Source organism: Bradyrhizobium sp. USDA 223 (genome assembly GCF_044909005.1).
In the GTDB taxonomy this organism is placed as follows: domain Bacteria; phylum Pseudomonadota; class Alphaproteobacteria; order Rhizobiales; family Xanthobacteraceae; genus Bradyrhizobium; species Bradyrhizobium yuanmingense.
On record NZ_JBIYDR010000001.1, the window covers coordinates 6670603 to 6683699 of the forward strand.

Sequence of the window (13097 nt, forward strand, 5' to 3'; positions counted from 1 at the left end):
ACGTGATGAACCAGCGCACCATTCTCGTACTCGGCGCCTCTGGCCTGATCGGCCGCTTCGTCACCGATGATTTGCGCACGCGGGGCTTTCGCGTCGTCGGCGTGGCGCGGAGCCTGTCGCCGGCGCAGAGGATGAGCGCGCTGGACATCGAGCTGCCGATCCTCATCCTCGACACGGCCGCGCTGACGCGTCTCCTCAGCGAGCACGCGGTAGACGTCGTCGTGAACTGTCTCGGCGTGCTCCAGGATGGTCCCGGCAGCAACACGAGCGCGGTGCATCGCGATTTCGTCGCGCGACTGCTTCAGGCGATCGGCGGCAGCGGCCGCGCAATCCGGTTGGTGCATATCTCGATCCCCGGCTCCGCGGAGGCGGACCGCACCGCCTTCGCTACGACCAAACGCGAGGCCGAGCGCCTGATCGGGGCTAGCAGCATTCCCCATGCCATCCTGCGGCCCGGCTTCGTGGTCGCACCGTCAGCCTATGGCGGCAGCGCCCTGCTCCGCGCGCTTGCAGCCTTTCCGATCGATTTGCCGGCCAAGGACATGGCAACGCCATTTCAGCCCGTGGCGATCGAGGATATTACGGCGACCATCGCCTGGCTCGCCGCGCGCGACATTGACGATGCCTCGTTGAGGGCGGTGAGCTGGGACCTGATGCAGGCCGAACCGGTCACCATGGCCGGCGTCATCAAGCCGTTTCGCCATGCGTTCGGCACGGCCGGTTGGCCACGCAACGCGATGCCGCGCTTCCTGCTTGATCTCGGCGCGAAACTCGGCGATGTCGCCAGCTATCTTGGCTGGATGCCACCGATGCGCTCCACCGCCATTGCCGAGCTCCGTCGCGGCGTGACTGGCGATCCGACAGCGTGGATCGCCGCGACGGGCATCGCGCCGAGGAGGCTGGCTGAATTAATCGGACGCCACCCTGCCAGCATCCAGGACAAATGGTTCGCGCGTCTGTTCCTGGTCAAGGCGCTGATTTTCGCAAGCCTGGTCGCGTTCTGGGTCGTCTCGGGCTTTATCGCCTTGTTCGTGTCCTACGGTGCCGCCGCCGGCATCTTGACCGCGCACGACTTTCCGCCCGCGTTGGTCGATCCCATCACCATCGGCACCAGCCTGATGGACATGAGCATCGGTGTATTGATCGCCTTCCGCCGGACGGCTGCGATCGGCTTGGTCGCGGGTATTTTCGCTTCGCTCGGCTATATGGTTGGCGCAGCGATTCTCACGCCCGACCTCTGGATCGAGCCGCTTGGCGCGCTGGTGAAGACCGGGCCGGCGATCGTGCTGATGGTCGTCGCGCTTCTGATGCTGGATAACCGATAGCGTTTTCGAGCTAAGTGGATTTCGGTTCGCGTGAAGAAAACGCGTCAAAAAGAGAGTCTGATGCCCAAATGGCCTGACGACGACGTCATTCTGTTCGACGGCGTCTGCATCTTCTGCTCACGCTGGGTCCGCTTCGTCGCCAAGCGCGACACGGCGAGGCAGTTTCGGTTCACGCCGATCCAGTCGGATTATGGCGCCCGGCTCGCGCACACGTTCGGCATCGACCCCGATGATCCCGACACCAACGCGGTTGTCCACGGCGGCGAGGTGTTCATGAAGTCGGATGCTGCGCTGACGGTGCTGTCGCAGCTCCCAGGCTGGGGCTGGGTGCGTGGGCTGTTCGCCGTGCCGAAGCCGCTGCGGGACGCGGTCTACAGCCTCGTCGCGCGCAACCGCTATCGCATTTTTGGGAGGTATGACGCCTGCTTCGTGCCGGATGCCGATTTGCGGGCGCGGGTGATCGAGTAGCTCGCACTGACGGAGCTTGCGGGTTATGGCTTGCCCAGAGCCGCCAGCGCTTCCCCCGCCGCCCGTTCTCCGCTATCCCGCGCGCCATGGGCGGTCGTGAAGAAATTCGGCGACGTCGCCTCTCCCGCAAAAAACAGTCGCCCATCGACCGGCGCGGCCAGCACTGCGCGATCCCTCGCGTGCCCGGGCAGCGCATGCGAATACGACCCCCGCGCGAACGGATCGCGGGCCCAGCGCGATTCGTACAGCGGCTTCAGCTTGCGCCTGATGTCGTTGCCGAGAAAACCCGCGATCTCGTTGATGGCTTGGGCGGCGATGGCGCCGGCGCCGGCATCCTCGAGCTCGCGGGCAAAGCTGCCGCCGAAAAAGCCCTCGATGCAGGGCTGGCCGAACGGGCGGATGTGATAGGTGCCCATCTCCGTGCGCATGGTGGCGCCGCGCAGGTTCCCCTCTATCGGGAAGGTCTCGGCGTCCTCAAGCGCCAGCGTCACCTTGTCATCGACACCGAGCGGCAGGCCGGCCGCTGCGCTCACCTTTGCGGGGAGCGGGGGCGAGAAGCGGATGGCTTCCTCCGCAATGAGATTGGTCGGCACGGTGACGATCACCTTGTCCGCGGTCAGCGTGCCCCGCGACGTCTCGATGCGGATGCGCTTGTCCGAATGATCGATCAGCGCGACGTTGCAGTTCAGCGCCACCGGGCAGGGTGCACCATAGGCCGCAATCAGCGCGCCATAACCGCGGCGGACGCGCCAGTTGAAGTTGGTGTCCTCATAGGCGTCCCAGTCCAGCGTCGACATATCCTTCAGCTCGCAGCCGTTGATATAGGTCGAGATCGCGTCGATCATCGGATTCCAGCGATTGCCCGGCTCCAAATGCGAGCTCGCGGGCTCGTCCTTACCTGTTTGCGCTGCTTCCCACAGACGCTCATAGAACGCGTCCATCGCGCGCATGAAATCGTCGCGCTCGCTTTCCGGAAAGGCATTGCCGTAGGCCCGCTCGCGCCAGGGCGGCAGGTCCTTGTTGAGCTCGAAGCCGAGCTGTCGCGCGATCGGCACGAAGCAGTTCTTGTCGGCCGAATGCAGCCAGCCGCAGCCGACGTCGAACGTCACCTCGGGTGAGGCCTGCACCGTCCAAGCCCGGCCGCCGAGCCGGTCACGGGCCTCCAGCACGATCACGGAGAGGCCGGTGTCCGTCAGCGCATGGGCTGCGCCGAGGCCGGCAGCACCGGCGCCGATGATCGCAACGTCGACGGAGGAGGGGAGGGACATGGAGAAGCGAATAGTGAGTGGCGAATGGCGAATAGAGTATAAGAAACGCCGCTTCTGGCCAAACGCCCCTATTAGCTACTCGCCATTCCCCATTCGCTCAGTCACGCCACCGCTTCCTTGGCCTTTTCCGCGCGCTTGCGCTCGTTCGGGTCGAGGTGCTTCTTGCGCAGGCGGATCGACTTCGGGGTGACCTCGACGAGCTCGTCGTCCTCGATATAGGCGAGCGCCTTTTCCAGCGTCATGCGGATCGGCGGGGTCAGGCGCACCGCCTCGTCCTTCGAGGTGGTGCGGATGTTGGTGAGCTGCTTGCCCTTGAGCACGTTGATCTCGAGATCGTTGTCGCGGGTGTGCTCGCCGACGATCATGCCGCGATAGACCTTCCAGCCCGGCTCGATCATCATCGGGCCGCGGTCTTCCAGCTTGAACATGGCGTAAGCCACCGCTTCGCCCTGGTCGTTGGAGATCAAGACGCCGTTGCGGCGGCCCTGGATCTCGCCCTTGTAAGGGGCATAGCCGTGGAACAGGCGGTTCATGATCGCGGTGCCGCGGGTGTCGGTGAGCAATTCGCCCTGGTAGCCGATCAGGCCGCGGGTCGGCGCGTAGAACACCAGGCGCTGGCGATTGCCGCCCGAGGGCTTCATCTCGATCAGCTCGGACTTGCGCTCGCTCATCTTCTGCACGACGACGCCGGAATGCTCCTCGTCGACGTCGATCACGACCTCCTCGATCGGCTCCATGGTGGCGCCGGTCGCTTCGTCCTTCTGGTAGACGACGCGCGGACGCGACACCGAGAGCTCGAAGCCTTCGCGGCGCATGGTCTCGATCAGGATCGCGAGCTGGAGTTCTCCGCGGCCGGACACTTCCATTGCGTCCTTGTCGGCGGATTCGACGACGCGCAGCGCGACGTTGCCCTCGGCTTCGCGCAGGAGACGGTCGCGGATCATGCGGCTCGTCACCTTGTCGCCTTCGGTGCCGGCGAGCGGGGAGTTGTTGACGATGAACGACATCGACACGGTCGGCGGATCGATCGGCTGCGCCGGCAGCGGCACCTCGACGGTCGGATCGCAGAAGGTGTCGGCGACGGTGCCCTTGGTGAGGCCCGCGATGGCGACGATGTCGCCGGCTTCAGCTTCATCGAGCGGGGTGCGCTCGAGTCCGCGGAACGCCAGGATCTTGGTGATGCGCCCGGACTCGACCAGCTTGCCGTCGGCGTTCAGCACCTTGACCTGCTGGTTCGGCTTCAGCGTGCCGGAAGAGATGCGGCCGGTGATGATGCGGCCGAGATAGGGGTTGGCTTCGAGGATGGTGCCGATCATGCGGAACGGACCTTCCTCGACCTTCGGCGGGGCGACGTGGCGCAGGATCAGGTCGAACAGCGGCTCCATGCCCTTGTCCTGCGGACCTTCGGGGCTATCCGCCATCCAGCCCTGCTTGGCCGACCCGTAGAGGATCGGGAAATCGAGCTGCTCCTCGCTGGCATCGAGCGCCGCGAACAGGTCGAACACCTCGTTGATGACTTCGGTCGGACGCGCGTCGGGGCGGTCGACCTTGTTGATGACCACGATCGGCTTGAGGCCGACCTTGAGCGCCTTGGAGACGACGAACTTGGTCTGCGGCAGCGGGCCTTCGGCGGCGTCGACCAGCACCAGGGCGCCGTCCACCATGTTCAGGATGCGCTCGACCTCGCCGCCGAAATCGGCGTGGCCGGGGGTGTCGACGATGTTGACGCGAGTGTCCTTCCACTGCACCGAGGCCGCCTTGGCCAGGATGGTGATGCCGCGCTCGCGCTCCAGATCGTTGGAGTCCATGGCGCGATCGGTCACCTTCTGGTTCTCGCGGAACGTGCCGGATTGCTGCAGGAGTTTGTCGACCAGGGTCGTCTTGCCGTGGTCGACGTGGGCGATGATGGCGACGTTACGAAGATTCATGAGTGAGCTTCTTTGCGGTCGAACAATGGGTTAAGCGCGATCTCGCCGGTCGGACCGGGACCTCTTCTCGAAACAACGCTGGAAGACTGGAAACGGGGCGCTTTCCGCCCAAAAAGGAAGCCCGGCCATATCGACCGGGCGCCCTGCGCGTTGCGGCGCAATATATGCAAAAACGGCCAAAAAACAATGTGTTCTTTGGCCGTTGGTTGACTGAATTTTGTCCGGGAATCCCCGGGGCTTAGGGCTGGGTCGGGGGATGAGCGGGGACCCTGCGCCCCTTGATCGCCGCCCAGATCATCGCGACCCCGCCGATGCCCACGACCAGTCCCAGAAGGACGAACGGCGCGATGTCGCCAGCGATCTTGCCGTCCTCGAACATCGACACTCCGCCGAACAGGAGTGCGCAGAGACCCGGCAGCAGCATGAAGATCCCGGCGATCGCCATCAGGGCGGTAAGGCAGCCGCTGCGAGCTGGGCCGGGCGTTGGTGCGGGTGGCGGTAGAACCGGCGGTGGCGTGTCGCTCATCGTGGTGCCTCCTCGGTTTGCCTCGCCTCGTGATAGGTCTGCCCCTCGAGCCCGGCGCGAATCCGGGAGATGGCGCCATTCCGATAGAACAGATTGTAGGTGTCGAACGGGATGATCGCCCCCTGCTCGGTCACGAAATGGATGCAGCTGCGCTTGACGTTGCCGACGCAGAAATTGAAGCGGTCGAGAAACTGCACGACGGTGACGCGGAAGACGTTTTCGTAGGTGAGCCCGTCCGGCACCTGAAAGCTCGGCAGGCAGCACAACAATTCGCAGACGCGCTCGGACGTGTTGAGGGGCCCTGAGGAGAGCGAGAACAGGTCGATGAACTTTTCCCGCAGCACCGGATATTTCTCCGGGCTGATTGTGTTGGGCATCACCGCCACCAGCTGCTCCTGCGGGATCAGCGAGGTCAGCGGCAGCACCTTCTCGCCGTTGCGCAGGCCATAGCCGATCGAGATGCTCTCGGGGTTGCAGGGCAGCGGGATCATGTCCTTGTCCCCGAACACGCCAGTCTCGACGACGCGCTTGCGGATCTCCGACAGCATGATGCGGTCGGTATTCTTGTTGAAACTCTCGTTGCGGCCGGCATCCTGGACCGGCTGCAATGTCACCCCGCGCACGCACGTCCAGGTCAGCGCGTGGCGCACGATGTCGCCGATCTCGGAATCGTTGACGCCGCGCTTGATGGTCGCGACCAGCGTGGTCGAGATGCCGTAATGCTCGAGATTTTCCAGCGCCTGCTGGCGGATTTTTCGCAAGTCCGCGCCGCGCAGATTGATCAGCGCGTCGCGCTGCAGCGAATCGAACTGGAGATAGACCTCCAGCCCGCGCCTGTTCTCGGCGAGCCGCGCCACGAAATCCTTTTCGCGGGCGATGCGCAGGCCGTTGGTGTTGATCATGACATGGCGGATCGGGCGCGCGCGCACCGCGTCCAGGATATCGAAGAAGTCAGGATGCAGCGTCGGCTCGCCACCGGAAATCTGCACGAGATCGGGCTCGCCCTCGCCCGCGACCAGCGCATCGAGCATCTTCTCCACCGTCGCGAGCGGCGTGAATTTGGTTCGTGCCGGCGAGGACTCCGCGAAGCAGACGGGGCAGGTGAGGTTGCAATGCTCGGTGATCTCGATCAGCGCCAAGCAGGAATGCTGCTCGTGGTCGGGACAGAGACCGCAATCATAGGGGCAGCCGAATTGGGTTCGTTCCTGGAATTGCAGCGGCCGGTCGCCCGGCTTGATGAAATCCTTGCACAACCGCCAATAGGCGGCATCGGTCGACACCAGCGTCGATTGCACGCCGTGCTCCCTGCAGCGTTTTTCGTACCAGACCTCGTTGCCGAGGATCTGGATCTTGGTCGGCACCAGCTTCAGGCAGGTCTCGCATAGGGATTGGGTCTGGCCCCAGAAGATGTAGGGGCGCGACTTACGCAACGGCGCGTTCATGCAAGTGACTCTTTTTGCAAGCGTCTCGCTTTGGGTGCTGTTGCCAGCATGAAGGCGGCGTAGAGCAGGATCGACAGCGACAGCAGGTGAAACAGGGTCAGGGGCCCAACCAGCGTGCCATAGGGTTTGAGAAATTCCCACAGAAAGCGCTGCGCTCCGTAATAAGCGAGCACCAGGTAGAAACCATTGGTGATCGTGAACGCGTTCCGGTTCAAGACCGCCAGCACATAGGCGAGCGCGAACAGGGCCATGGCCGCGCTCTCGTAGAGCTGCACGGGATGGCGGCGAACGCCGTCGCCGAAATCATGGCCGAAGGGCAGCGCCGTCGGCGTGCCATAGGTGAAATCGTCGAGGCCCGCGAGGTAACAGCCGATCCGGCCGATCGCGATGCCGAGCGCCAGCGGCAGCGCGAAGCGCGCGCCGGTTCGCACCGTGACGCCTGCGGACCATTTGTAGAGCTCGATCGCCACGATGCCGCCCGCCAGCCCGCCCTCGACCGAGCGCGCAATGCCGCTTTGCCCCGACAGCCACAGATTGGCGGAGCCGAACAGATAGGCGCCAAGGCCTGCGCCAAACACCAGCGTGGCGATATAGGGCAGCGCGAAGGATTGCGAGGGAAACTGCAAGCCCCGTCGCGACAGCCAATAGATGGCGGCCGCCGCCGCCAGCCAGGCCAGGATGTCGAAGAGAGTGTGAAGCAAAGCCCCGCTCATGCGGGCGGCAGTATAGCACGACCGCGGTTACAACGGCGCGCCGCGCATTATTGCAGGGGAGAAGAAGCTACCCGGCCTCCCGCTCCTCGGTCGGATAGACCCCGCGCAGCACTTCCTCGAAATGCATCTTTACGGCATCGTTGCACAGGCAGGCGCGCAGCCTCAGGCCGTCGCGGTTGCGGACCAGGATCGAGCCGCGCCGCGTGTCGAGCACGCCTTCGGCCTTGAACGACTGAAGCACGCGGCTGGCATAGGAGCGGCCAACGCCGAGCAAAGTCGCGAGCTGTTCGTGGGTCAGCGGCACACTGGTCTCGTCGCCGGTCCGCTCCATCGCCGCCAGGATCCATTTGGCGGTGCGCTGCTCGATCGAATGGATCGCGTTGCAGGCGGTCGACTGGAAGATCTGGGCCAGCATGCAATCGGCATAGCGGGCAAAGACGTTGCGCAGCGACGCCGAGCGCAGCTTGGCTGCTTCCAGCTTGGCGACGTGAATGCGCGCAAACGGTCCACCGAATTTGACGCAGATCCGGGTATAGGCCGGCAGAAACCCCTCGCTGACGATGCCGCCCACCGCGCCCTCGCGGCCGACCAGAATGGTTTCGACGTCGCGGCCATCCTCGTTGGGGACGAGGAAAGTCGCGAGCGATGGGCCGCAGGGGAAATGGACGACCTGCACGTCATCGCCGGGATTGTAGAGCAAGTGCCCGGCTGCAGAGTCCTCGACGGTCACGTGCGGCGCCAGGAGGCCGTAGTCGACCTGACTCAAGCGCCGCAGCAGATTGTTGGCCGGCCGGCTCTCGACCTCGGTGACCTTGCCGATACGCGCATCCATCCTGAACTCCCACCTTCCTCCCACCTTAGCGAGTTCCATCCGTTTCCTGTGTGCACAAGTGGACAGACCAGAGAACGAGGATGTGGTGAGTTTCGTTCCGGGAACCCTCCGATGCGCTGGGCGCAGGCATCGTGTCGCGGCAGTCCTGATCCCAAAACCCCCGAACCAAGATGCGATCATGGCACCTGCAAACTGCAATGGCACAGGCCGGCCGGCTGATGTTCTGATCGTCGAAGACGATCCGATCATCGCGATCGATTTCGAGGATCGCCTGCTCGGATTTGGTGTGGCCACCGTGCGGACCGTGGGGTCGGTAACGCAGGCGTTGAATGCCATCGCAAAACGGGCACCCGATTTCGCGCTGCTCGATGTCGAGCTGATCCGCGAGACGAGCTTTGCGATCGCCGAGCGGCTGATCGCGCTGAAGGTTCCGTTCGTGTTCGTCACCGGCTACGGCGCAGAGGTACGCATTCCGTCCGAACTGGCGGGCCGGCCGCGGCTGCAGAAGCCGTGCTCGAGCGAGGCGCTGGAGGCGGCGCTGCAGGCACGGGACACCTGATCGCCTATTTGCCGGAGCGAATGCAGAGCTCGGCGAGGTCGGTCTCGACGCCCTTGAAGAATGTGTGCGGAAACGGCGGCGGCGATGAGGCCTTCTTGATCGCCGCACTCTGCGCAATCGCCTCTTGATCGGACAATTGCAGGAAACGTTTCAGCGCTTTCGAACGACTCTTGCTGGCGAACGTCTCCAACCGCTCTTCCGTTGCATCGGTCGGATTGAGACGGAGCAGAGCTTCGTTGCCTGTCTGCAATGGATAGACCCCTCCAAGTTTCACGCGGGCGATCACGTTGTAGCGGTCGAAATGCTCGAAGATCAAATCCAGGATCTTCGCCTGACGTATCGGCTCTTCCATCGCGAGATAGCGCTTCACATCCGGATTGCTCTTCAGGCTTACCAATTCGGCTGCGCCGGCAAATGGATTGTCGGAGATCTGCCGGTCGATGAACGCCGATGCGCCTTCCAGCATATGCGTGCCCCATCTGATGACAATATCGCGGCCGCGCGGTTCGAGCTGGTCGGCAGCCAACCCCTTGTCCGTCAGACATGCCGGGTCGGCGCTTGCGCGCAGTGACTTGCCGAGCTCGGCGGTCAGCGCCTTGCCGTAAGGCGAAGCGAGGGCCTCGCGCACCAGCGTCGCTCTGTCCTGGGTTTGCGCGCATGTGGGGGATGCTGCGCTCAGCAGCAGCGCGATAACGATCGTTGGGCGGCTGAACGGCACGGCATCAACTCGAACATGGCTCGGACGGCATCACGCCCTCGAAAATGCGCGGGCGCCTGCAATTGTCGTCCGGGCCGGGCGGATGGTTCATCCGGGTTCGACTTGGCCGTCACGCAAGCTTCGGATCGAGCGTGGTCGACCACAGCGCGACGTCGGCGCGATCGCGCAGGGTCACCGTCATCCGGCCGGACGCGCCGTCGATCTTGACGTGACCAAAGAACTGCATACCCGCGGACGGCGGCAGATTCTGGCTGTCCTTGCCCGGCGCCTTGACGAAGCGCACCTCGGGGCCAAAGGTATTGTCGAGCGCGTTCGGGCCGAACGTGCCGGCATGCAGCGGGCCCGAGACGAATTCCCAGAACGGCTCGAACTCCTGAAATTGCGCCTTGTTCGGATCGTAATGGTGCGCGGCGGCGTAGTGCACGTCCGCGGTCAGCCACACCGTGTTGCTGATCGGCGCCATCTTGATGAAGCGCAGGATGTCGGCGATCTCGAACTCGCGGCCACGCACCGGGCCGTCGCCCTGCGCAACGGCTTCCGAGCCGCCCTTCGGCGTGTCGGAGACGATCAGGCTGATCGGCATGTCCGATGCGATCACCTTCCATGTCGCGCGCGAATTCAGCAGGCCGCGCTTGAGCCAGGCGATCTGCTCCGGGCCGAGGAAATAGCTGGCGGGGCCATAGGCGGTTTCGAGATTGGCACCGTTCGGCCCGCGATAGCTGCGCTCGTCGAGCACGAATACGTCGAGATGCGGGCCGTAGGAGATCTGGCGATAGACGCGGCCGGGCTCGATGATGCTCTCCCGCATCGGGTACATCTCGTGGAAGGCCCGGCCCGCGCGAGCTGCGAGCAGTGAGATGTCGCGCACCTTGTAGGCGGCCGGCAAGTCTTTCGACAGCGACCAGTTGTTGGTGACCTCGTGGTCGTCCCACTGCACGAAGACCGGCACCTCGGCATTGAAGGCGCGGAGATTGTCGTCGGTGAGATTGTATTTGTACGCGGCGCGGTACTCGTCCAGCGTCTCGGCGACCTTGGCTTTCTCCGGAATGGTGAGATTCTTCCAGATCTTGCCGTCGGCGAGCTTCACCTCGGGTTGGATCGGACCGTCGGCATAGACCGTGTCGCCCGAGTGCAGGAAGAAATCCGGCCGGTGCTTGCGCATGGTCGAGAAGGTGACCATGCCGCCGTCGTCGGGATTGATGCCCCAGCCCTGCCCTGCGACGTCGCCGCCCCAGACGAAGCTGACGTCGCGGCGGTCGGCCGGCGCGGTGCGGAAGCGGCCGGTCACCGCCTCGCCCTCGATGGCGCTGTGCGAGAGATCGCGGAAGCGGACGCGGTAGAAGATGTCCTGGCCGGCGGGAAGATTTTCGACCAGCATCTTGGCGGTGAAGTCGCTTTCGGGCAGCGCCGCGATCGGCGGCAATGTGCGGGCGTCCCTGAAGGACTCGCTCGTGGCGACCTCGACCAGCATCTGCGCGGGCCTGTCGGTTCGCGCCCACACCACGCCGCCGTCGACGGTAACGTCGCCCGCTTGCACGCCGTGGGTGACCGCCGGCCGATCAGCCGCGCGCGAAAGATACGGCATCGCCATCGTGCCGAGCGCACCGGCGCTGCTGGTGAGGAAGCGGCGGCGGGAGAATGTGATGGTCATGAGGCTCCGACCCCGGGCTTGCGGGCGAGTCCGTCAATCCGGGGCGCGCGTAGCGCGAACCCGGAATCCATGTCTCCCCGCGAATGCTGCGCAATGGATTCCGGGTTCGATGCTTCGCATCGCCCCGGATGACGTTGGGAGCTATATTGAGACAATGTGACGCAGCAATAACGCGCGCGGGCGCTCACGCGTTGCCGGCGGCCCGGAACTGCGCGCTGGCACGTTGCAGGTTCGGCGGCAGGCTGAACAGCACAGCCTTGCGGTCGGCGACGGCGGCGTGGAATTGGTCGAGTGCGATGTTGAAGGCGGTGAGCGCGGCTTCCTCGATGGCGCCGTGATCGAAGCAGCGCAGCGTGTCGCGCAGGATCTCGTCGGCCTCGGTCTGCATCTGGTCGAGCTCTTCGGTCGTCTCGCACTTGCGTGCCGCGGCGATCATGTCAAGCAGGCGTTCGCGCTGGTGATTGTTGTTGTCGCGCTCGTCCTTCTTCAGATAGCCGGCGAACCAGGCGCCGACCGAGCCCATGGCCGAGAGCGCCATCAGGCTCCACCAGATGTAATCGCTGTATTTGTCGAGGAAGGTCTTCTCCTCGCCGTCGACGAAGGCGGCCGCACCCGGATGCACCGGGATCACCGCATCCTTGTCGGTGTCGGGCGTCTCGATCTTCGCCGCCAGCGGGAATTCCGTCACCAGTTGCTGGCGCACGGCGAAGAGCTGGCGCGTGAACGCTGCGATGTCGGCCTCGGACACGCCTTTGCGCGCCACGATGTGGTGCGCGAAGCTGATGGTCTTGACCTCGTCCTCGGGACGGTCGGGCGAGCCGCCGTAGGTGCCGGCGGGGATCTCGCCCGCTTCATAGACTGGATGGTTTTGCGCGATCGCATCGGCGGAATCGATGGCGAGGAAGGTTGGCGTGCCGCCCTCCCTGACCGATGCCGAGATCGCCTCCGCGGTGATCTTGCTGTTGACCGGGCCTGCCGCGAGGTAGACGTCGGCCTTCTGCGCCTTGATCGCCTCGGCAACTTCGTTGGCGGGAAATTGCACGATCTCGACCTTGGCCGGGTCGACGCCGTATTGGTGCAGGATCACCTTGAGCAGATTGACGTTCGCCTGGGTACGGCCGACGACGCCGATGCGGTGACCGGCGAGCTGTGCGACTTTGGTGATCTTCGCGCCCTTCTTCTTGCCCTTGGCGGGCACGGACCACAGCACCACGACGTTCTTGCGCAGGGTCGCGACCGCCTGTGCGTTCTTCGGCACGTCGAGATCGCCACGCACGATGGCGAGATCGACCTTGCCTTCGGCGAGCGCATTGGCGCTGGCGGTTGCGCCGTCGGTTTGGATCGGGCGCAGCCGCACGTAGCTCTTGTGCTGCGCAAAGCCTTGCGTCAGCGCCTGCACGACCTTGACGTCGTCGCTGTTGGCGGGGCCGACCGCGATTCTGAGCGTCACGGGACGCATCGCGAAGTAATAGCCGCCGGCAACCACGCCGACGATCGCAAGCAGGAACGCCAGAGACACGAGCGCCGTCTTCCGCGCCGCGGATCGCGGCGAAGGCGGAGGGGGCGCTTCGGCCAGGTCCAATCCCCCGGTCATCGGTCTCCCAAACAGGCGCTTCAGGCTCAGTTTCATCTTGGCCGGCGATTTACGTCCGCAATTGTAGCAAATT

Annotated in this window: 12 protein-coding genes; 3 read left to right on the forward strand and 9 right to left on the reverse strand. The window is 64.5% G+C overall.

All coding sequences use genetic code 11. The annotated features are described in order from the left end of the window. Positions 1-5 precede the first annotated feature (5 nt). Together ABIA40_RS31110 and ABIA40_RS31115 are read left to right on the forward strand one after the other, a co-directional pair. Entirely contained in the window at positions 6-1325 is a 1320-nt protein-coding gene (locus tag ABIA40_RS31110) for an SDR family oxidoreductase (RefSeq protein ID WP_271543134.1), read from the forward strand. 60 nt (positions 1326-1385) lie between these two features. Continuing rightward, positions 1386-1793: a thiol-disulfide oxidoreductase DCC family protein gene (locus ABIA40_RS31115; protein WP_275500322.1), complete on the forward strand. Its 408-nt coding sequence runs from the start codon at positions 1386-1388 to the stop codon at positions 1791-1793. A 23-nt stretch (positions 1794-1816) separates the two neighbouring features. Here ABIA40_RS31115 and ABIA40_RS31120 read toward each other — a convergent pair whose 3' ends face one another. The 6 genes from ABIA40_RS31120 to ABIA40_RS31145 form a co-directional block, all read right to left on the reverse strand. Next, a complete protein-coding gene (locus tag ABIA40_RS31120; protein WP_271543130.1) occupies positions 1817-3061 on the reverse strand; it encodes an NAD(P)/FAD-dependent oxidoreductase in 1245 nt (414 codons plus the stop codon). A gap of 101 nt (positions 3062-3162) precedes the next feature. After that, positions 3163-4989, reverse strand: a complete 1827-nt coding sequence (typA, locus tag ABIA40_RS31125; RefSeq protein WP_036002847.1) for a translational GTPase TypA — start codon at positions 4987-4989, stop codon at positions 3163-3165. Between the two features lie 238 nt (positions 4990-5227). Continuing rightward, entirely contained in the window at positions 5228-5515 is a 288-nt protein-coding gene (locus ABIA40_RS31130) for a hypothetical protein (protein WP_271543127.1), read from the reverse strand. After that, positions 5512-6957, reverse strand: coding sequence for a radical SAM protein (locus ABIA40_RS31135; RefSeq protein ID WP_404545056.1), 1446 nt, complete (start codon positions 6955-6957; stop codon positions 5512-5514). Before ABIA40_RS31135 ends, ABIA40_RS31130 begins: the two co-directional genes overlap by 4 nt. Continuing rightward, complete coding sequence (locus tag ABIA40_RS31140; protein WP_271543123.1) at positions 6954-7670, reverse strand: prolipoprotein diacylglyceryl transferase; 717 nt, start codon at positions 7668-7670, stop codon at positions 6954-6956. Before ABIA40_RS31140 ends, ABIA40_RS31135 begins: the two co-directional genes overlap by 4 nt. A gap of 67 nt (positions 7671-7737) precedes the next feature. Next, positions 7738-8502, reverse strand: a complete 765-nt coding sequence (locus ABIA40_RS31145; protein ID WP_128265822.1) for a Crp/Fnr family transcriptional regulator — start codon at positions 8500-8502, stop codon at positions 7738-7740. 178 nt (positions 8503-8680) lie between these two features. On the opposite strand from ABIA40_RS31145, the gene ABIA40_RS31150 reads away from it, so the two are divergent. Next, the gene (locus tag ABIA40_RS31150) at positions 8681-9061 is read left to right on the forward strand and encodes a response regulator (protein ID WP_128265823.1); all 381 of its coding nucleotides are present in this window, start codon (positions 8681-8683) and stop codon (positions 9059-9061) included. Between the two features lie 4 nt (positions 9062-9065). Here the strand turns inward: ABIA40_RS31150 and ABIA40_RS31155 are convergent, their stop codons facing one another. The 3 genes from ABIA40_RS31155 to ABIA40_RS31165 form a co-directional block, all read right to left on the reverse strand. Next, on the reverse strand, positions 9066-9689 hold the full coding sequence (locus ABIA40_RS31155) for a hypothetical protein (protein ID WP_271543119.1): 624 nt from the start codon (positions 9687-9689) through the stop codon (positions 9066-9068). Positions 9690-9888: 199 nt separating this feature from the next. Continuing rightward, on the reverse strand, positions 9889-11430 hold the full coding sequence (locus ABIA40_RS31160) for an alkaline phosphatase (protein ID WP_271543117.1): 1542 nt from the start codon (positions 11428-11430) through the stop codon (positions 9889-9891). Positions 11431-11614: 184 nt separating this feature from the next. Further along, positions 11615-13060 carry a TAXI family TRAP transporter solute-binding subunit gene (locus ABIA40_RS31165; protein ID WP_271543115.1) on the reverse strand — a complete coding sequence of 482 codons (1446 nt, stop codon included), beginning with the start codon at positions 13058-13060 and terminating at the stop codon, positions 11615-11617. Between the last annotated feature and the right edge of the window lie 37 nt (positions 13061-13097).